This window comes from Nonomuraea sp. NPDC050328 (assembly GCF_044459405.1).
Classification (GTDB): Bacteria; Actinomycetota; Actinomycetes; order Streptosporangiales; family Streptosporangiaceae; genus Nonomuraea.
This window is the reverse complement of sequence record NZ_JBITIW010000002.1, coordinates 509420-528650: the sequence shown is the minus strand read 5'-3', so window position 1 is coordinate 528650 and position 19231 is coordinate 509420. Positions and strand designations below refer to the sequence as shown.

Below are 19231 nucleotides of genomic sequence, written 5' to 3'. Positions count from 1 at the left end.
GGACGCCGCTACAGCCCCGCGGCGGCCAGGGCCCGCTGGTAGGCGTCCACGGAGTTGTCGGAGTCGCCGAGCAGCTCGTAGGACTCGGCCACCGCGTACCACGAGGCAAGCCCGTAGGTGCCGCCGCTGAGCTCGTCGATGCGCTCGCGGGCGGCGCGCAGCTCGGCGCCGGCCTGCTCGCCCTCGCTGCGCAGGGTGAGGATGCGGCTGCGCAGCAGGTGCATCTCCACCACCGAGCGCGAGGCCATCTCGGGCAGGTGGCGCTCGACGTCGGTGACGAACTGCAGCGCCCGGTCGAGGTCGCCGCCGATGATCTCGGCGCGGGCCTGCTCCAGGCGGGCGTTGGTCTGCTCGAAGGAGCTCGCCGAGGTCTCGGCCATCGTCTGCGCCGCGCGGGCCAGCAGCTCGCGGGCCCGGCCGATCTCGCCGGGACGGACGCCGAGGTAGAGGTGGGCCAGCGTGACCTGCATGCGCGCGGTGTTGCGCGCGGCGCCGTTCTCCTCCTGCACCGCGATCGCCCGCTCGGCGAAGGTCAGGGCGTCCTCGCCGTGCTGGGTCCAGAGGGCGGCGTAGGCGGCGTTCCAGTTGGCGGCGACGATGGCGCGCGGGGTGCCCAGCGCGTCGGCGGCGTCGAGCAGCTCGGCGGCGAACTGGCGCGAGCGCAGCAGGTCGCCGCGCTCCAGGTAGGCGGCCAGCAGGGTGGCGCCCAGCTCGACCAGGCCGTCGGTCCAGGCCGGGCGGCTGGCGGAGGTGAGCATGCCCTCGGCGACCTCGACCGCCTCGGACAGCCGGCCGCCGACGCGGTAGACCCGCGACAGCGCGATGGCGACCTCGATGCGCCGCTCGGCGGGCAGGTCGTCCTCGCGCAGCCGGCGCAGCACCGCCACCGCCTGCTCAAGGTCGCCGCAGGCCTCGTGTGCGCGCGCAAGTCCGAATTCCACCGCTTGACGTAGTGTGGCGAGCCCTGTCAGGTTGTTGTCCGCCATCAGTTCAAGGAACCTGGTGCGGGCCTCCCGTGCCTCTCCGTTCTCGAGCGCGAGCTGCGCGTACCCGAGAGCGAGCTCCAGATCCTCCATCTGCTCGGCGGTCACGCCGTTGAGCAGGTAGGACAGCGAGCAGTCCAGTTTCTGGGCGAGAAGTTCCAGGACTGCGGGCGTGGGAGTCCGCTTACCGCTTTCGATCAGGGAGATGTAGCTGTCCGACAACTCCGGGTGCGCGAGTTGCGCCTGCGAGAGCCCCCGCTGGCGGCGGACCGTCTTGATACGCAGCCCGACCAAGTCCGTTGTGGTCATAGCCACCACTCCCTGAGAAGATATGTCCGAGCACACTCACCTGGCGAGGGAGATCCCCCATGCGCACGCGCCTTGCCCTGTCCGTACTCGTTGCCACTATCGCGGCCTTTGTAGCTATCGGGGCCAATAGTACGACCGCTACCGCCGCTACGTCCCCCCGAGTTTCCTTCCAAGGGGACCTCTGCTGCTGAGGACCCTGGCGCATTCCGCACCGCACGCGGAATGCGCCAGGCACTCACCTGGCGGTGATCGGCCGTTGCGACCGGCCGCCCGCCTCCTCCGGCCCTGGCATCGCCGGAGCGGCCCTCACGCTAACCGTCGCTTCTACATTCCATCTACACGGGCCTTTACGTGATCCCCGATTTGGTTAGGCTGCTTTACTGACCCCATCCTCGTCGGCCGGGAAGACCGTGTTGACTGACAGCGTGTTCGTGCGCCTGCTGGGTCCCGTCGCCGCATCGCGCGGATCCGAGGAGATCCCGCTGGGCCCCCCGCGGCAACAGGCCGTGCTGGCGATGCTGGCCTGCGGAGCCGGGCAGCCCTTCTCGCTCGACCAGCTCGTGGACGGCCTGTGGGGCGAACGCCCGCCGCGAAGCGCCCGGCAGAGCATCTACACCTACGTCGCCGGACTGCGCCGCGCGCTCGACCCGCGCCGGGGCCGGCGCGCCCCCTCGGGCCTGCTGCACGGCGTCGCGAACGGCTACCTGCTCGATCTCGGGCCCGACGGGGTCGACTGCCTCCTGCTCGCCCGCCGCCTCGACGAGGCCCGCACCTCCCCGTCCGCGCACGCCCTCGACCTGGTGGAACAGGCGCTGGAGCTGTGGCGCGGGCCGGCCCTGATCGGCGTGCCGGGCCCCTTCGCCGAGAGCGAGCGGCTGCGGCTGGACGACCTGCGGCTGCGCGCGGAGGAGGAGCGCGGCCGGCTCCTGCTGACGCTCGGCCGTCCCCGCGAGGCGGTGGCCGGGCTCACGGCGCTGACCAGGTCGCACCCGCTGCACGAGCCGGCCCGCGAACTGCTCATGATCGCCCTGGATCGCGCCGGGCGCGGGCCCGAGGCCGTGGAGGTCTTCGAGGAGGGCACCCGGGTGCTGCGTGAGGAGCTGGACACCGCGCCCGGCGACCGGCTGGTCCGCTGCCGCGAGCTGGTCTCGCTGGGCCGGCTCGCCCCCTCCGTCCCGCGCCAGCTCCCGCGCGACCTGACCGGCTTCGTGGGCCGGGAGGCGGTCAGCACGCTGGTCCGGGCCCGGCTCGCCCCGGCCGACGGCTCCGGGCCGACGCCGGTGGTGGCGATCTCCGGCGCGCCCGGCGCGGGCAAGTCCGCCCTCGCGCTGCACGTGGCCCACCGGGTGCGAGACCGCTTCCCTGACGGGCAGCTCTACGTCAACCTGCACGGTGCGACGCCGGGGGTGAGCCCGCTGGCGCCGCTCGACGTCCTCGGGCGCTTCCTGCGCGCGCTGGGCGTGCCAGGGGCGCAGGTCCCGCCGAGCCTGGACGAGGCCTCCGCCCTGTGGCGCAGCACGCTGGACCAGCGGCGGCTGCTCGTGGTCCTCGACAACGCCGCCGGTGCGGCCCAGCTCCGGCCGCTGCTGTCGCTGCCGGCCGGCTGCGCCGTCCTGGTGACGAGCCGGGAGTCGCTCTCGCATCTGGACGACTGCGCGCAGACGACGCTGGAGCGGATGGGCGACACCGAGGCCTTCACCATGCTCTCCCGGCTGATCGGGCCCGAGCGGTGCGCCGCCGAGCGCGAGGAGGCCGAGCGCATCGCCCGGCTGTGCGACTGGCTGCCGCTCGCGCTGCGCATCGCCAGCGCCCGGCTCGCCGACCAGCCCGGCTGGAGCCTGGCCGCCTTCGCCGCCCGTCTGGACGACGAGCAGCGCCGGCTCCAGGAGCTGGAGACGGGCGACCTCGCGGTCCGGGCCAGCTTCACCACGAGCTGGCGGGTCCTGCGCGACAGCGGCAGCCGGCTCGACCGGCAGGCCGCGCGGGCGCTGGCGCTGTTAGGCCACCTGCACGTCCCCGACGTCACCGTGGAGGCCGCCGCCGCGCTGCTCGGTTCCGGCACGGCCCAGGCCGAGGCCGCCCTGGAGCGGCTGGCGGCCGGCCACCTCCTCGACCGCGGCGGGCCCGGCCGCTACCACATGCACGATCTCGTGCGGCTCTTCTCGGCGGGGCTGACGCCGGCCAAGCACCGCGCGGTCCTGCTGCGCGCCCTGGGCCACTACGCGGCGACCGCGCGGGTGGCCGCCCGCCTCACCGACCCGCACCGGGTGCAGCCGGTCGGGCCGCCGGTCCGTGCCCGGCCGATGTTCCTGGCCGACGCCGAGCAGGCCCGCGACTGGCTGGGCACCGAGCAGGCCAACCTCGTCGCCGCCGCGAGCCAGGCGCTGGCCGAGCCGGACGACGACGTCGCCAGGCTCGGGGTGGCGGTCACCTTCGCCCTCTACTGGTTCCAGCACGTGAGCTGCCAGGCCCACGACCAGCTCAGGCTGAACGAGCGGGTGCTGGCGGTCAGCGAGCGGCTCGGCGACGACCGCATGGCGCTGGAGGCCCACAACCACGTCGCCGCCGCCCAGAACATGATGGGCCGCGTCACCGAGGCGCTGGCCCACCACACCACCCATCTGGGCCTGGCCCGGCGGATCGGCGACCGCTTCTGCGAGCAGCGCGCGCACGCCAACATGGCGGCCACCCTGCACACCGCCGAGCGGTACGAGGAGTCCCTGCACCACGCCGAGTGCCAGCTCCGGATCGCCACCGAGATCGGCTCCGAGGTCGGGCAGCGCTACGCGCTGATGATGGCGGCCTCCTCGCTGCTCGGCCTGGGCCGGCCGGCCGCCGCCCGCAGCCGGTTGGAGCGGGCGTGGCGGATGGCGCTGGAGTCGGGCGACCGCTGGCATCTCGGAGTGGTGCTGTGCAAGCTGGCGGCGGTCTGCCTGGAGCAGGGCGAGCTGGCCGCCGCCCTGCGGCACTACAGCGAGGCCAAGGTGGTGATCGTCTCCGGTGCGCGGATCACCGAGATCGAGTGCGCGCTCGGCCTGTCACGGACCCACCGGCTGCTCGGCGACCTGAAGACCGCGCACCGGCACTGGGCGGAGGCCGAGCGGCTGGCCGGCAGCAGGGCCGGTAGCTGGGACAAGCCCCTGCACGAGGAGAGCCTGCTGCTCCAGCAGGCGCGCGACGCGAGCGCGTGGTCTCACCTGGCGCGCAACGCCAGGTAGAAGTCCACCCGGTCGGCCATCGCCGACAGGTCTCGCCCGGTCAGCTCCTCCACCCGCCTGATCCGGTAGCGCACCGTGTTGACGTGGACGTGCATGCGCTCGCCGCACAGGTGCCACGATCCGGCGCAGTCGAGGAAGACCTCCAGCGTGCGCAGGAGCTCCGACTGGTGGCGGCGGTCGTAGTCGAGCAGCGGGCCCAGCAGCCGGCGGGTGAAGGAGGCGCGCACGTCGGCCGGGGCGGTGGCGATGAGCAGGGCGTGGGTGTAGATCTCGGCGCTGGTGACCACGCCGCCGGAGCGCGACTCGGCCAGGTGCCGGGCGTGGCCGGCCTCCTCCAGGCCGCCGCGCAGGGCGTCGGCTCCGGTGAGGGTGCCGCTGAGGCCCAGGGCGAGGGCGGGGTCGCCGAGCACCTCGACGCCGCGGCGGAGCCGTACGGACAGGTCGCCGGGGTGGGCGACGAGGCAGACGGCCGCGCCGGCGAAGGGCGCGGCCACGGCGGTGCGGCCGACGAGCTGCTCCAGGATCTCGGGCTCCGTGCCGGCGCTGACCACGGCGTAGGGGTCGCCGGGGCCGATGCCGCAGGTCTGCAGGCGCGGGCCCAGGTCGGTGCGGGCGGCCAGCAGCTCGGCCAGCAGGCGCCGCTCGACGCGCCGGCCCTCGTCCAGGCGGCGGCGTTCCAGGGCGACGCAGGCGGCCAGTTCGTAGCCGACGTCGGCGCGCTCGGTCAGGTCGCCGTCCACGACCAGCGCCCACCCCGCGGCGCGGGGCATCCGCCCCACGCCGAAGACGGTCCTGCCCTCCACCAGGTACGGCAGGCGGGGCGCGGTGAGGTAGGCGCGCGCCAGCCGTACCGGATCCTCGGCCGTGCCCACGATGAGCTCGCCGGTCGCGGAGACGACCGCGCCGGTGACGCCGAGCTCGGCCGCGGTGAGCGCGAACAGCTCGGGCAGGTCGGCCCCCTCGGCGACGGCGGCGACGATGCGGCGGTGCCGGCCGAGCGCCTCGCGCACGTCACCGGCGAGCCGCCCGACGGTGACGTCGACGATCTCGCGGAAGGAGACCTCGGCCGGGATCTCGATCAGCGGCAGCCCGGCGGCCTCGCAGGCCCGCACCAGGTCCTCGGGGATGCGGCCGAGCCACGCCTGGCCGGCGCCGAGCGCGGCCACCCGCGAGCGGACGAGCGCGGCGACGAAGGCGGCCGAGTCCTCCTCGCCGTGCCACCACATCAGGCCGCTGAGCACCAGCTCGCCGCCGGACAGGTAGCGGCCCGGATCGGGCAGGTCGGTGACGTAGACCGCGCTGAACTCCCGCTCGGCGTCGCCGGTGAGCAGCCGGACGCCGAGGCGCTCCAGGTCTCTGATCCGCACTTGGAGGAATATACAAGCCAAGCCTTACCGCGATCTGCCGTGATTTCACGCGCGGGGCATAGGACCGCTCCGCACGCCGGTGCTGTACTCGGAGGATGAGTCACACCGCGATCTCCCAGGGCGTCGGCGCGAGCACGCTGCGGCCCGACGCCACGCTCAAGGTGACCGGCGAGTTCGCCTACGCCTCCGATCTGTGGCTGGAGGGCATGGTCTGGGGGGTGACGCTGCGCAGCCCGCACCCGTCGGCGTGGATCCGCTCAATCGACATCGGGCCGGCGCTGGCGGTGCCGGGCGTGCTGGCGGTGCTGACGCACGAGGACGTGCCCGGTGAGAAGTTCTACGGCCTGGAGCACAAGGACCAGCCGGTGCTCGCCATCGACCAGGTGCGCTACCAGGGCGAGGCGGTCGCGCTGGTGGCCGCCGAGCACCCGGAGACCGCGCGGCGGGCGGCGGCGGCGATCGTGGTGGACTACGAGGTGCGCGAACCGGTCACCGATCCGCGCCTGGCCACCGAGGTGCTGCGCCGCCAGCCGGTGACGGTCGGATCCGTCTTCGAGGCCGAGGTCGTGGTGCGCGGCGAGTACGAGGTCGGCATGCAGGACCAGGCCCCGCTCGGGCCCGAGTCGGGGCTGGCCGTACCGGCCGAGGACGGCGGCGTCGACCTCTACATCGCCACCCAGTGGCTGCACGTCGACCGCGACCAGCTCGCGCCCTGCCTGGGCCTGCCGCCGGAGAAGGTACGGCTGACGCTGGCCGGGGTGGGCGGCGCGTTCGGCGCCCGCGAGGACCTGTCGATGCAGGTCCACGCCTGCCTGCTGGCGCTGCGGCTGAACCGGCCGGTCAAGATGTCCTACAGCCGCGAGGAGTCCTTTTTCGGCCACGTCCACCGCCACCCCGCCTGGATGCGTTACGAGCACGGCGCCACGCGCGACGGCCGGCTCGTCTACGTGCGCGGCGAGATCCTCCTGGACGGCGGCGCCTACTGCTCCTCCTCCCCCGCCGTCGTCGGCAACGCCGCCTCGCTCGGCGTCGGCCCCTACGAGGTGCCGAACGTGGACCTGGTCGCGACCGGCGTCTACACCAACAACCCGCCCTGCGGCGCGATGCGCGGCTTCGGCGCGGTGCAGGCGTGCTTCGCCTATGAGTCGCAGATGGACAAGCTCGCCGAGGCCTGCGGCCTGTCGCCGCTGGAGGTGCGCCGGATCAACGCCGTCTCCCAGGGCTCGCGGCTGGCGACCGGCCAGCTCGTCGACTCCCCCGCGCCGCTGGCCGAGATGCTGGTACGGCTGGCCGAACTGCCCGAGCCCGCGCCGCTGGAACCCTCCGACCTGCGCTCCCTGCCCGGCGGCGTCTCCCAGACCACCCACGGCGAGTCGGTACGGCGGGGCATCGGGTACGGCGTGGGCATCAAGAACATCTGCTTCTCCGAAGGCTTCGACGACTACTCCACCGCGCGGGTGCGGGTCGAGCTGGTCGACGGGGAGCCGCACGCCACCGTGCACACCGCCGCCGCCGAGGTCGGCCAGGGCCTGGTCACCGTCCAGGCGCAGATCGCCCGGACCGAGCTCGGCGTGGAAAGGGTCACTGTGGCCACGGCCGACACCACGGTCGGCTCCGCCGGCTCCTCCTCGGCCTCGCGGCAGTCCTACGTCACCGGCGGCGCGGTGCGCGAGGCGTGCCTGGCCGTCCGCGAACGCTTCAAGGGGCTGCCGGTACGGGAGGCGCTGGAGCGGTTCGGGCCGGTCGAGGAGACCCGCGAGTACCGGCACCGGCCCACCGTCGCGCTCGACCCGGTCACCGGGCAGGGCGACTCGCACACCCAGCTCGCGCTCTGCGTGCACCGGGCGGTCGTGGACGTCGACGTGGAACTCGGGCTGGTGAAGGTGGTCGCGCTCGACGCCGTTCAGGACGTCGGCAAGGCGCTCAACCCCTTGGCGCTCGAAGGGCAGATCCACGGGGGGTCGGCGCAGGGGCTGGGGCTGGCGTTGATGGAGGAGATCCAGGTCAAGGACGGGATCGTGCGGAACCCGTCGTTCACCGACTACCTGATCCCCACCGTGCTCGACATGCCGCCCATGACCGTACAGATCCTGGAATTTCCGGATCCGCATGCCCCCTACGGGCTTCGCGGCGCCGGTGAGCCGCCCACCCTCTCCTCCACCCCGGCCATCGTCGCCGCCGTCCGCGCCGCCACCGGCAAACCCCTCGCCCGCGTGCCCGTCCGGCCCGAGGACATCGTCTTCGGCTGACCTCCGACGCGCGGCCCGGCTTGGAGTCGGTAGATTGGCCGCCAACTAACGGGAGGTATTGCGATGTCTGACGTGCGTGACGCGGCCCGCGCCGAGTTCGAGCGGTTCGACGTGGACGGCAACGGGCGGATCTCGGCCGCCGAGATCCGCCAGGTGAACGAGGCCCTCGGCGCCGACGGGCTGTCCGACGGCGAGATCGAGGCGGCCATCGCCGCGGCCGACGCCGACGGGGACGGGCTCATCGGGCTGGACGAGTTCGTGGCCTTGGTGGGCGGCGGCAAACACGAGAAGCACTGACCCTTACGGCCGGCCGGTCACGGGGGCGTAAGCGGGGGCCCCACGGCCCCCGCCCAACCGGCCCCCCCATCATGGTCCGGCCCGGCCCGAACCACCCTGGCCCGGGCCGGCCCCCGCCCTTGGCCTCCCCCACCGTCCCAGCCCCACCCCCCGGCACCGCCCAACACCCCAGCCCCACCCCTCGGCACCGCCCAACACCCCGGCTTTGCCCATCGGTAACAGCCCAGCACCCCCGCCTCGCCGCGCCCCTGAAGCGGGTCGGCCCCCTACCGCCGGTCCGCCTCCTCGTGCTGGCTGCCGGCCCAGCCCCCAAGGGTGTGGGCCTGCGCCCTCGGTTCCGCCGCGTCTTCTCCGAGGGTCGCCGCACCGGCTGCTTCGCCGTACAGGATCATCTCCCGCCGCACCCTCATCCCGCCGCATCGATTCGCGGGGGCGGAGGGCAGGCGGGGGTCGGGCACGTGGCGGGCGGCGTGTAGCGGGCGGGCGTGTGGCGGGCGGGCGTGTGGCGGGCGGCCATGTGGCAGGCGGGCGTGTGGTGGGGAGCCCGGAACCGGAGGGATTTTGCTCCACCCCCCGCGGGTAAGGACACCGGCATCCCCCGTGATCGTGAAGGGGGCTGTCATGGACCGGTTCTTCGAGCTGTCCGCGCGCGGGACCACGCCCGGGCGTGAAGTGCGCGGCGGGATCACCACGTTCATGGCGATGGCCTACATCATCCTCCTGAACCCGATCATCCTCGGCGGAGCCACCGACGTCACCGGCGCCAAGCTCTCGATCGCCCAGCTCACCACCTCAACCGCCCTGGCCGCCGCGCTGTGCACGCTGCTGATGGCGTTCGTGGGCAACGCGCCCTTCGGGCTGGCAGCCGGGCTGGGGCTGAACGCGGTGGTGGCCTACCAGGCGGCGCCGTACATGACGTGGGCCCAGGCGATGGGCCTGGTGGTCCTGGAGGGCCTGGTCATCATCCTGCTGGCCGTCTCCGGCCTGCGCACCCTGATCATGAACTCCATCCCGCTGGCCCTGAAGCACGCGATCGGCGTCGGCATCGGCCTGTTCATCGCGCTGATCGGCCTGGTCGACGCCGGGTTCGTCGCCAAGGGCGCGGGCACGCCGGTCCAGCTCGGCGCCACCGGGCACCTGACCGGCTGGCCGGTGGCGGTGTTCTGCTTCGGCCTGCTGCTGATGATCGTGCTGTACGTCCGCCGCACCCCCGGCGCGATCCTGATCAGCATCGTGCTCACCACGGTGGTCGCGGTGGTGGTCAACTCGGTCGGCGTCATCGACCCGAAGAGCTGGGGCGTGGTGGTGCCGCGAATGCCCGAGTCCCTGGTCGCGTTGCCCGACTTCGGGCTGGTCGGACAGTTCGACGTGTTCGGCGGTTTCGCCCGGGCCGGGGTGCTCACCGCCTCCGTCGTGCTGTTCACGCTGGTGTTGTCCGGGTTCTTCGACGCGATGGGCACCATCATCGGCGTCAGCGACGAGGCCGGGCTGGTGGACGAACGGGGGCGGGTGCCGCGGCTGGGCCGCATCCTGACCGTGGACGGCATCGCCGGCGTGGTCGGCGGCACGATGAGCGCCTCGGCCAACACCGTCTTCGTCGAGTCGGCCGCCGGCGTCGGCGAGGGCGCCCGTACCGGCCTGGCCAGCGTCGCGACCGGCGCGCTGCTGGGGCTGACCCTGCTGTTCACCCCGCTGGCCGCCGTCGTCCCGGCCGCCGCGGCGGCCCCGGCGCTGGTGCTGGTCGGGGCGCTGATGATGACGCAGAGCCGGAGCGTCCCGTGGGACGACCTCGACCTGGCCATCCCGGCCTTCCTGACCATCGCCCTGATGCCGTTCACCTACAGCATCACCAACGGCGTCGGCGCCGGCGTCATCGCCTACACCGTCATCAAGGCCGCCCGCGGCCGCTTCCACGAGATCCCCTGGCTGCTGTGGATCGTCTCAGCGATCTTCGTGCTCTACTTCGCCGTCGGCCAGTTCGGCTGACCCGCCGGGCAGTTCGTCCAGCCAGCGGGCCAGCGTCAGGTCCTGCTCGACGAGGCCCGCGCCCAGGGGGTCCCAGAGCCAGATCGGCCCGGCGGGATCGCGGCGGTCCACCAGGGACCAGGTCGAGTCACCCCAGTCGCGCAGCCACAGCAGATGGGCCGGGACGTAGGCGTCCGGCCCCGAGCTGAACAGCCGGTGCCGCTCGACGACCTCCGCCAGCCCGGCCAGCTCGACACCGGCGCCTCGTTCGAGGTAGCGGCGACGCAGCAGCGGCGGCAGCGGAGCGCCGATGACCCGCTCCGCCTCGGCGAGATCGTCCGAGGACACAGGCCCGCCGCCGGTCACCAGGCTCGACGTTGCGCCGGGCTGGAAGCGGTTGGCGATCGCGGTCAGGCCGGAGGTCTCGAAGGCCCGCTCCAGGCGGCCGTCGAAGGCCGCGCCGAGCCACTGCGCGAGCGTCATGTGCTGCGTTGTCAGCCAGGGCCGCTCACCGCCGGCGTCCCAGATCCACAAAGGCCCGGCCGGGTCGCGGCAGTCCAGGACGGTCCAGATGCCGCACCCCCAGTCGAACCACCACACCAGTCCGGGGGCGGCGCCGAAGGCCCGGCGGGCGTCGAGGAGGTCGGCGAACTCGGGGTGGTGCGCGTAGTCGCTGCCCGCCACCCCGAGCACCCCGTCACGAGGGCCGAAGCCGCCGTTGGCCACCTCCAGGTAGAGCCGCCGGAGCAGGGGCGGCAGCGGGGCGCCGATGGCCTCCTCGGCGTCGGCCACCGCCTCGGCCGAGGCGGGTGGCAGCAGGTCCGGCCGCAGCCGGGCGGACGCCACGAGGTCGTCGTCGGCCGGGACCGGAGGGGTCACAGGTCGCCGGAGTTGCAGGCGACGCCGTTCCTGTCCTTGTCGACGTAGTAGTCGTACTCGGGGCGGCCCTTGTGGTACGGCCCGCCGTACCCGTTCTCGAAGGCTTCGGCGCAGGTGGCGAACTTGGGGTCGACGCCGCCGTCGCCGGCGCGCGGGGAGGCGGTGGCCGGGGCGGTCTGGGGGGTCGGGGTGGTGGGCGGTGGCGTCGCCGGGGTGCCGGGGGGCGGGGTGAAGGTGCCGGGGGGCGAAGCGGGTTCAGGGGCGGTGGTGGGGGCGGTCTCGGGGCCGCGGAGGCGGGCGGCGAGTTCCTCGGCGGCCTCCTGGGTGAAGCCGGAGATCATCAGGCTGTCCCCGGTCATCTCCTGGGTGACGGCGGGGGCGGCGACGACGGTGAGGTTGTGGACGACGGCGAGCTGACGCTGGTCGGTGTAGAGCTCGTTGACCAGGTCGGCCATGCGCGGCAGGAAGGCGGGCGCGAAGGCGATGCGGACGGCGTAGCCGCTCTTGAGCTTGAGCGCCTCGATCTCCTGGACGGCGGTGACGGTGACGCCCTCCTCCAGGATGTAGCAGGTCATCTTGGCGTCGAGGAAGCCCTTCTCCCCCGGGCAGGCCGGCTTGGCCTCCTTGACCGGGGCGAAGTGGATGCTGAGCGCGAGTTGCTTCGGCGGCCGTCCGCCGAGGAGGGGGCTGTCGGGGTTCTTGGTCATCAGCACCGCGACCGTGCCGAGCACGCCGGCCGTCAGGACGACGAGCACCAGGGAGGTGAGCAGCACGATGGTGGTCAGCCTGCTCGCCCTGGCCGCCTCCGCCTCCGGTGCGGGCGGGGGCGGGGTCTCGGCGGGCGGCTGCTTGTCCGTCGACGACACGGGGCGAGCCTATCGAGGAGGAGCGGCGGCCGGGTAATCGCAGATTCCTCCCGCTTTGTGGGGGAAGTGGGTTGGTATGAAGGTCGGAGTTCCACGCGAGGTCAAAAACCACGAGTACCGGGTCGCCCTCACCCCAGCCGGCGCCCACGAGCTCATCCGGCAAGGCCACCAGGTCTACGTCGAACACGACGCGGGCGCGGGCTCGGCGATCCCGGACGAGTACTTCACGGCCGCGGGAGCGGTCATCCTGGGCAGCGCCGACGAGGTGTGGGCCGAGGGCGACCTGATCCTGAAGGTCAAGGAGCCGGTGGCCGAGGAGTACCACCGGCTGCGCAAGTCCCAGATCCTCTTCACCTACCTGCACCTGGCCGCCTCGGCCGAGTGCACGCGGGCGCTGCTGGAGGCGGGCACGACCGCGATCGCCTACGAGACGGTGCAGACTCCGGACGGCCGGCTGCCGCTGCTGGCGCCGATGTCCGAGGTGGCCGGACGGCTGGCGCCGCAGGTGGGCGCCTACCACCTGATGCGGCCGGAAGGCGGCCGGGGCGTGCTGATGGGCGGCGTCTCGGGCGTGCGCGCGGCGCACGTGGTGGTCATCGGGGCGGGCGTCTCGGGCATGAACGCCGCGGCGATCGCGCTCGGCATGCAGGCCGAGGTGGTCCTGCTGGACCGCAACATCGACAAGCTGCGCCAGGCGGACGTCATCTACCAGGGCCACTGCCAGACGATCGCCTCCAACGCCCTGGAGATCGAGAAGGCGGTGCTGGAGGCCGACCTGGTCATCGGGGCGGTGCTGGTGCCGGGCGCGAAGGCGCCGACGCTGATCAGCAACGAGCTGGTCAGCGCGATGAAGACCGGGTCGGTGTTGGTGGACATCTCCATCGACCAGGGCGGCTGCTTCGAGGACTCGCGGCCCACGACGCACGCCGAGCCGACGTACCCGGTGCACAACTCGCTGTTCTACTGCGTGGCGAACATGCCGGGCGCGGTGCCGCACACCTCGACCTACGCGCTGACCAACATGACGCTGCCCTACGCGCTGGCCCTGGCCGAGCGCGGGCTGAGCGCGCTGCGCGAGGACCCGGCGCTCGCGCTGGGCCTCAGCACGCACGAAGGGCACCTGGTCAGCGAGCCCGTGGCGCAGGCGCACGGGCTGGACTGGGTGCCCTTCGAGGAACTGCTGACGTGACCGGCTAGCTCTTGGTCGCCGAGGGGACGGCCGACGGCGTGGCCGAGGGAGCGCCCGAGGGGGCGGTCGACGGCACGGTCGCCGGGTCGGCCTTGGGCTCCGGCGGCAGCGGCTGCTCTGCGGTGGTGGTGATGGCGTTCTCCCCACCGCAGGTGGCGCCGGGCTCAGGGGTGTCCGGGCCGTTCTGGTACTTCTTGATGAAGGCCCGCAGGCGCGGCTCCTCCAGCGTCTGGAACTTCAGCTGGTGGCCCCACGAGCTGGCGACGATCGGCGCGGGCAGGCCCTCGTACGGGCTGACCAGCATGTACTCGCTGTTGCCCGTGCTGCCGGCGATCTCCTTGATCTTGTCCACCTGGTCCTTGGGCAGGTCGGGGCGGTAGGTGATCCAGACCGCGCCGTGCTCCAGCGAGTGCACCGCGTGCTCGTTGTGGATCGGCTTGTCGTAGACGTCGCACTGCTGCCAGTAGTTGTTGTGCTCACCGCCCATGGGCGGGGTCTGCGGGTACTTGACGGTGTTCCAGACGTGGTTGCCGCCCTCGAACTTGGCCGAGATGGCGCCGTCCAGCGAGGTCTCGCGGCCCTGCTTGACCAGGTAGAAGCCGACCAGCCCGACGAGGAGCAGGATGACGGCACCGCCGGCGCCCCACATGATCAGTGCGGCGCGTCGTTCCTTGCGCTGCTGCTGGGCACGGGCCTTCGCCAGCTGCTCGCGCCTGGCGACGGCCTTCTCCTTCGTCATCGTTCCTCCATCGGGATGGCAATCAGGGGTCACCTTATGCCCTACGGGCGTATATGGAGAATAAGCTGCCTTTATCTGCTGGTCGGTACGCTGGACGTGCCATGCAAAAGCCCAGAATGATCATCGCCGGCGCCCTCACCCTGCTCCTGGTGGCGGCCGCCTTCCTCTTCCTGCGGGACGGCACGCCGTCCGACGCCTCGGCCGAGGCCGGGTTCGCCCGTGACATGGGGACCCATCACGGCCAGGCGGTCGAGATGTCGTTCCTCGTCTACAACCGCACCCAGGACGCCGACGTGCGCAACCTGGCCTTCGACATCATCAACACCCAGGCCACCCAGCGGGGCCGGTTCACCGGCTGGCTGGAGCAGTGGGGGCTGCCTGAGGTCGGCGAGCGGCCGTCGATGGCGTGGATGGCCGGGCACGCCGGGCACGGCGCCGCACCGTCGGCGGGAGCACAGTCGGCAGGAGCACCGTCGCCAGGAGCATCGGAAGCGGGAATGCCGGGGATGGCCTCCAAGGAGGAGCTGGCCAAGCTCAAGAGCCTGACCGGCAAGGAGGCCGAGGTCCTGTTCCTGCAGCTCATGATCCGCCACCACGAGGGCGGGGTGCAGATGGCCGAGGCGCTCATCGAGCGCTCCGACCGGGACGAGGTGGTGCGCATGGCGCAGAAGATCGTCGGCGGGCAGAGCGGGGAGATCAAGCTGATGACCGACCTGCTCCGGCACCGGGGCGGCCGGCCGTACCCCTCGATCCTCACCCGCTGAGGCGGGGCGTCAGCGGCGGCGGGTGGCCAGGATGAGGCCCGGGGCGTGCGGGAGCTCGGCCGCGACGAGGCCGGGGTCGCCGAGCAGGCGCTCGCGGACCGCCCGCTGCCGCGCGCGGAAGTCCTCGGGCCAGGTCGAGCCCGGGTACTCGGTCATGTCGTCCACGATCAGCGTCCCGCCGGGCGCCAGGGCGGCCACCGACAGGTCGAGCCCGTGCTGCTTGCCCGCCGCCGCGTCGGCGAACAGCAGGTCGCAGCGGCCTCGCACGGCCTGAAGCAGTTCGAGGGCGTCGCCCTGCTGGAGGTCCACGAAGTCGGGCCACGGCAGCCGGGCGGCCGCGGCGGCGCGCTCGGGGTCGTTCTCGATGGTGGTCACCGTGACGTCGGTGCGCGGCAGCAGGCCGGAGACCAGCCAGGCCGCGCCCGCGCCGGTCCCGGTGCCGATCTCGATCACCCGGCCGCCGGCGCGGACGCCCGCGGCCAGCGTGGCCAGCAGGCGTCCGGTGCCGGGGTCGCAGGAGTGGGGGAAGGCCGCCGCGTCCGCCGCGGCGAGCGCGGCCCGCACCAGCCCCGGAAGGGCGGTCACGCGGAGGCCATCTCCTCGCGCAGGGCCGCGGCGAAGGCGTCGATGTCGGCCTCGGTGGTGTCCCAGGCGCACATCCAGCGCACCTCGCCGCTGACCTCGTCCCAGGTGTAGAAGTGGAAGCGCTTCTGCAGCCGCTCGGTGACCTCCTTGGGGAGGATCGCGAAGACGCCGTTGGCCTCGACCGCGCGCGGGATCCGCACGCCGGGGATGTCGCGCACGGCCGTGACCAGCCGCTGCGCCATCGCGTTGGCGTGGCGGGCGTTGCGCAGCCACAGGTCGCCGGACAGGAGCGCCTCGAACTGCACAGAAAGGAAGCGCATCTTCGAGGCGAGCTGCATCAGCGACTTGCGGATGTACTCGATGCCCTTGGCCGCCTCCGGGTTGAGCACGACGACCGCCTCGCCGTACAGCAGCCCGATCTTGGCCCCGCCGAAGGAGAGCACGTCCACCCCGGCGTCGGTGCTCAGCGCGCTGAGCGGGACGTCGAGCGCGGCGGCGGCGTTGCACAGCCGCGAGCCGTCGAGGTGGACGAGCATGCCCAGCGAGTGGGCGTGCTCGGTGATCGCGCGGATCTCCTCGGGCGTGTAGACGGTGCCCTGCTCGGTGGTGTTGGAGATGGACACCACGCGCGGCTGGGCGCGGTGCACGTCGCCGAAGCCCCAGGCCTGCAGGTCGATCAGGTCGGGGGTGAGCTTGCCGTCCGGGGTGGGGACCGTGCGGAGCTTGATGCCGCCGGCCACCTCGGGGGCGCCGCCCTCGTCGGTGTTGATGTGCGCGCTCTCCGCGCAGACGACCGCCTCCCAGGGGGCGGTCATCGCGCGGAGCGAGACGACGTTGGCGGCCGTGCCGTTGAAGACCGGCCAGACGGTGGCCCTGGGGCCGAAGTGCCGCCGGAAGACCTCCTGGAGCGCCTCGGTGTAGACGTCGTCGCCGTAGGGGCTCTGGTGGCCGCCGTTGGCCTCGACGATCGCCTGGAGGATCTCGGGGTGCACGCCGGCGTAGTTGTCGCTGGCGAGTCCCTTGCTGGAGGGGTCGTGCCTGGGTGTCACTGGGTGAGGTCCAATCGCGTGCCGTTGATCTGCTCGGCGGGCCGCTCGTACAGGGCGGCGGCCGCCTCGGCGAGGGTATCGACGTGCGTGAAGCCGGCGAACTTGGCCTCCGGCTTGGCGGCGATCATCGCGTCGTTGAGCAGGGCCTTGACCACCAGGACGGTCGCCGCCGAGCCGGTGTCGCGCAGGCCGTCGGCCAGGGACATGACCCACGCCTCCGAGGCGGCCTTGGCCGCGGCGTAGGCCGCGCCGCCCGCGGTCGGGCGCTCCGCGGCCTTGGCCGAGACGATGGCGAAGCGGCCGTTGCCGCTCTTGCGCAGCAGCGGCTCGAAGGCCAGCGAGACGTGCTGGAGGGTGCGGACCAGCAGGTCGTGCAGCAGGTCCCAGTCGGCCAGGTCGGTCTCGGCGAAGGTCTTGCCGCCGCGCCAGCCGCCGACCAGGTGGAAGACGCCGTCCACCCGGCCGTGCTCGGCCTCGACCGAGCGGGCCAGTTCCTGTACGGCGGCGCGGTCCAGGAGGTCGACGTCGTCCTTGTCGACCGCGATCACGGTGTGGCCGTGCTTGGCGAAGTGCGCGGAAAGGGCCTGGCCGGTCGGCCCGCCGCCCCCGGTGATGAGGATGATCATCCCTTGATCCCCTTCGTGGACTCGACGACGTCGGTGAGCTTACGCCGCAGGGCCTCGTAGAACATGCTCAGGGGGAACTCGTCGGACAGCACCGCGTCCACCATGGCCTTGTTCTCCTCGGGCAGCTCGCGCCGCTTCCAGTTCGAGGAGGGGTGCGGCTCGACGTAGGCCGAGACCAGGTCGTAGGCGGCCAGCCAGTGCGCGGCCTTGGAGCGGTCGATGCCGTCGCGGTAGAGCTTCTCCACCTCGCCGCGCAGGTCCGCGACGCCGTCGGCGACGCGCGCCCAGTCGACCAGGAGCCGGTTGTCGGTCCACCGGACGATGTCGTTGCGGTGCAGGTAGGCGAAGAGCAACTGGCCGCCGAGCCCGTCGTAGTTGCGCACCCGGTCCCCGGTGATCGGGAAGCGGAAGAGCCGGTCGAACAGGATCGCGATCTGCACGTAGCGCGCCTGCGGCACGCCCTCGGCCTCCAGCTTGACCGCCTCGCCGAAGGCGGTCAGGTCGCAGCGCAGCTCCTCCAGGGAGTACATCCAGTACGGCATGCGCTGCTTGATCATGAAGGGGTCGAAGGGCAGGTCGCCGTGGCTGTGGGTGCGGTCGTGGATGAGGTCCCACATGACGAAGGTGTCCTGGGCGAGCCGCTGGGAGGCCAGCAGCCGCTCGGCGTCCGGCGGCAGGTCGAGCTTGAGCGTCCGGGCCGCGGCCTCGGAGACGCGGCGGAAGCGGGCCGCCTCACGGTCGGCGAAGATACCGCCCCAGGAGAACTTCTCCGGCTTCTCGCGCACCGCGACGGTCTCGGGGAACAGCACCGCGGAGTGGGTGTCGTAGCCGGCGGTGAAGTCCTCGAAGGCGATCGGCACGAACATCGGGTTGTCGTAGCCGGAGGACTCCAGCTTGGCCAGCCACTCGGGCCAGATCGTGCGCAGCCAGACCGCTTCGAGGTTGCGGGCGGGGTTGCCGTTCTGGGTGTACATCGGGAAGACCACGAGGTGCTCCAGGCCGTCCACCCGCTGGGTGTCGGGGTGGAACAGGTCGAGCGAGTCGAGGAAGTCGGGCACGCCGAGGTCCCACTTGGCCAGGTCGGCCCGGACCTGGGTGAGGTAGGCGGCGTCGTGCGGGAAGAAGGGCGCCAGCTCGCCGATCTTGGCGGAGATCGCGGCGATCAGGGCGCGCGCCTCGTCCTGGCGCTCGGGGACGGAGCCGTCCTTGACCTGGAGCGGGCGCAGCTCCTCGACCAGGGCCTTGAGCTCGCCGAAGAGGGCGGCCTTGCGCTCGTCGCGGGCGGCGGCCGAGCCGGCGTCGGCGGGCACGCGGGCGGCCCAGGTGACGACGTTGCCCCACAGGGTCAGGTGGTCGTAGTCGGCGATGGAGTCGTCGCCGAACAGGTCGGAGTCGGCGAAGACGACCACGCGGCCGTTGCCGTGGATGAGGGCGACGGCCAGCGGGGCTCCGGCGGGCACGGCCTCGGCGGAGCTGGCGAAGAGCACGGTGGCGTCCTCGGGGGCGGTCAGCGCCCCGGCACGGTAGAAGCAGGCCTGCTCGACGCCGGCCAGCAGGCCGCCGCGGCCCGGCACGCCCAGCACCCAGGTGGCCACGTCGCGGTGCGCGTGGCGCACGTCCCGCACGGTGGTGTGGGTCACGCCGACGCCGAAGCGGCCGAGCAGGGCGGCCAGGTTGTTGCCGTACTTGTCCTGCTCCTCCTCGGCCAGCACGACCAGGCCGCCGCCGCCGCGGACGAACTCCTCGATCGCCGCCAGCTCGGCCTCGCCGTACACCGGGCTGCCCTGGCCGGTGGTGCGCTCCCAGCGCTCCTCGGCGGGGTGGGCGATCACCAGGACGTCGGCGCCGGCCAGCACCTCGGCGGTGAGCTCGCCGCTCTCGTGCGCGCTCACCGTGTGCCCGAGGTGGCGCAGCCGCTCGGCCGCGCGGGCATAGCTGCTGTCGTCGGGATGGCCGGGGTTGCGGGTCACGGCCAGTTCGCGGCGGATGGTCCACGCCTGGCTGTGGGCCTCGTCGACCAGCACACGGGGGAACGCGCTCATAGAAAATCTCCTGCCGAAGACGCTATCTGACGAAAAATATACACATAGTCGGCGGAAACTCCACCAGAGTGTCCACCTGGCGGACGACGAGGAGTAGGCCCCCG

At 72.8% G+C, this 19231-nt stretch carries 15 protein-coding genes; 6 read left to right on the top strand and 9 right to left on the bottom strand.

Annotated elements, in window-relative coordinates; translation table 11 throughout:
* Window positions 1–8: 8 nt before the first annotated feature.
* The gene (locus ACIBG7_RS08615; protein WP_357931995.1) at window positions 9–1292 is read right to left on the bottom strand and encodes a helix-turn-helix domain-containing protein; all 1284 of its coding nucleotides are present in this window, start codon (window positions 1290–1292) and stop codon (window positions 9–11) included.
* 413 nt (window positions 1293–1705) lie between these two features.
* Here ACIBG7_RS08615 and ACIBG7_RS08610 point away from each other — a divergent pair, with 413 nt between their 5' ends.
* Window positions 1706–4510 (top strand): BTAD domain-containing putative transcriptional regulator, encoded by a 2805-nt coding sequence (locus ACIBG7_RS08610; RefSeq protein WP_397335671.1) that lies wholly within the window; start codon window positions 1706–1708, stop codon window positions 4508–4510.
* Here the strand turns inward: ACIBG7_RS08610 and ACIBG7_RS08605 are convergent.
* Window positions 4486–5877 carry a PucR family transcriptional regulator gene (locus ACIBG7_RS08605; RefSeq protein ID WP_397335670.1) on the bottom strand — a complete coding sequence of 464 codons (1392 nt, stop codon included), beginning with the start codon at window positions 5875–5877 and terminating at the stop codon, window positions 4486–4488. The two genes, ACIBG7_RS08610 and ACIBG7_RS08605, sit on opposite strands and share 25 nt — an antisense overlap.
* Before the next feature lie 95 nt (window positions 5878–5972).
* Here ACIBG7_RS08605 and ACIBG7_RS08600 point away from each other — a divergent pair, with 95 nt between their 5' ends.
* The 3 genes from ACIBG7_RS08600 to ACIBG7_RS08590 all read left to right on the top strand — a co-directional run bounded on the left by ACIBG7_RS08600 (window position 5973) and on the right by ACIBG7_RS08590 (window position 10409).
* Window positions 5973–8126 (top strand): molybdopterin cofactor-binding domain-containing protein, encoded by a 2154-nt coding sequence (locus ACIBG7_RS08600; RefSeq protein ID WP_357932004.1) that lies wholly within the window; start codon window positions 5973–5975, stop codon window positions 8124–8126.
* Window positions 8127–8189: 63 nt separating this feature from the next.
* On the top strand, window positions 8190–8423 hold the full coding sequence (locus ACIBG7_RS08595; RefSeq protein WP_357932007.1) for an EF-hand domain-containing protein: 234 nt from the start codon (window positions 8190–8192) through the stop codon (window positions 8421–8423).
* Window positions 8424–9044: 621 nt separating this feature from the next.
* Window positions 9045–10409, top strand: a complete 1365-nt coding sequence (locus ACIBG7_RS08590) for an NCS2 family permease (RefSeq protein WP_357932010.1) — start codon at window positions 9045–9047, stop codon at window positions 10407–10409.
* On the opposite strand, the gene ACIBG7_RS08585 is transcribed toward ACIBG7_RS08590, so the two are convergent.
* Entirely contained in the window at window positions 10365–11267 is a 903-nt protein-coding gene (locus ACIBG7_RS08585) for an SMI1/KNR4 family protein (protein ID WP_397335669.1), read from the bottom strand. The two genes, ACIBG7_RS08590 and ACIBG7_RS08585, sit on opposite strands and share 45 nt — an antisense overlap.
* Window positions 11264–12133: a SecDF P1 head subdomain-containing protein gene (locus tag ACIBG7_RS08580; protein WP_397335668.1), complete on the bottom strand. Its 870-nt coding sequence runs from the start codon at window positions 12131–12133 to the stop codon at window positions 11264–11266. Before ACIBG7_RS08580 ends, ACIBG7_RS08585 begins: the two co-directional genes overlap by 4 nt.
* A 76-nt stretch (window positions 12134–12209) precedes the next feature.
* On the opposite strand from ACIBG7_RS08580, the gene ald reads away from it, so the two are divergent.
* Window positions 12210–13322, top strand: a complete 1113-nt coding sequence (ald, locus tag ACIBG7_RS08575) for an alanine dehydrogenase (RefSeq protein ID WP_397335667.1) — start codon at window positions 12210–12212, stop codon at window positions 13320–13322.
* A 4-nt stretch (window positions 13323–13326) separates the two neighbouring features.
* On the opposite strand, the gene ACIBG7_RS08570 is transcribed toward ald, so the two are convergent.
* Complete coding sequence (locus ACIBG7_RS08570) at window positions 13327–14061, bottom strand: DUF3105 domain-containing protein (protein WP_357932018.1); 735 nt, start codon at window positions 14059–14061, stop codon at window positions 13327–13329.
* Window positions 14062–14162: 101 nt separating this feature from the next.
* Between ACIBG7_RS08570 and ACIBG7_RS08565 the strand changes: the two genes are divergently transcribed.
* Entirely contained in the window at window positions 14163–14825 is a 663-nt protein-coding gene (locus tag ACIBG7_RS08565) for a DUF305 domain-containing protein (protein ID WP_397335666.1), read from the top strand.
* 9 nt (window positions 14826–14834) lie between these two features.
* Here the strand turns inward: ACIBG7_RS08565 and ACIBG7_RS08560 are convergent, their stop codons facing one another.
* The 4 genes from ACIBG7_RS08560 to ACIBG7_RS08545 are packed head-to-tail and all read right to left on the bottom strand — an operon-like array spanning window position 14835 to window position 19127.
* Window positions 14835–15410, bottom strand: a complete 576-nt coding sequence (locus ACIBG7_RS08560; protein WP_397335665.1) for an O-methyltransferase — start codon at window positions 15408–15410, stop codon at window positions 14835–14837.
* Window positions 15407–16459 (bottom strand): low specificity L-threonine aldolase, encoded by a 1053-nt coding sequence (locus tag ACIBG7_RS08555; protein WP_357932023.1) that lies wholly within the window; start codon window positions 16457–16459, stop codon window positions 15407–15409. Before ACIBG7_RS08555 ends, ACIBG7_RS08560 begins: the two co-directional genes overlap by 4 nt.
* Complete coding sequence (locus tag ACIBG7_RS08550) at window positions 16456–17085, bottom strand: SDR family NAD(P)-dependent oxidoreductase (protein ID WP_397335664.1); 630 nt, start codon at window positions 17083–17085, stop codon at window positions 16456–16458. The genes ACIBG7_RS08555 and ACIBG7_RS08550 overlap by 4 nt, the downstream gene beginning before the upstream one ends.
* Window positions 17082–19127, bottom strand: coding sequence for a DUF6421 family protein (locus ACIBG7_RS08545; protein WP_397335663.1), 2046 nt, complete (start codon window positions 19125–19127; stop codon window positions 17082–17084). The genes ACIBG7_RS08550 and ACIBG7_RS08545 overlap by 4 nt, the downstream gene beginning before the upstream one ends.
* Window positions 19128–19231: the final 104 nt, after the last annotated feature.

Bases quoted from the DNA above. Each gene is read 5' to 3' on its own strand.
- ACIBG7_RS08565 (WP_397335666.1), top strand. From the start codon at position 14,163: ATGCAAAAGCCCAGAATGATCATCGCCGGCGCCCTCACCCTGCTCCTG.
- ACIBG7_RS08600 (WP_357932004.1), top strand. From the start codon at position 5,973: ATGAGTCACACCGCGATCTCCCAGGGCGTCGGCGCGAGCACGCTGCGG.
- ACIBG7_RS08615 (WP_357931995.1), bottom strand. From the start codon at position 1,292: ATGACCACAACGGACTTGGTCGGGCTGCGTATCAAGACGGTCCGCCGC.
- ACIBG7_RS08550 (WP_397335664.1), bottom strand. From the start codon at position 17,085: ATGATCATCCTCATCACCGGGGGCGGCGGGCCGACCGGCCAGGCCCTT.
- ACIBG7_RS08595 (WP_357932007.1), top strand. From the start codon at position 8,190: ATGTCTGACGTGCGTGACGCGGCCCGCGCCGAGTTCGAGCGGTTCGAC.
- ald (WP_397335667.1), top strand. From the start codon at position 12,210: ATGAAGGTCGGAGTTCCACGCGAGGTCAAAAACCACGAGTACCGGGTC.
- ACIBG7_RS08545 (WP_397335663.1), bottom strand. From the start codon at position 19,127: ATGAGCGCGTTCCCCCGTGTGCTGGTCGACGAGGCCCACAGCCAGGCG.
- ACIBG7_RS08570 (WP_357932018.1), bottom strand. From the start codon at position 14,061: ATGACGAAGGAGAAGGCCGTCGCCAGGCGCGAGCAGCTGGCGAAGGCC.
- ACIBG7_RS08590 (WP_357932010.1), top strand. From the start codon at position 9,045: ATGGACCGGTTCTTCGAGCTGTCCGCGCGCGGGACCACGCCCGGGCGT.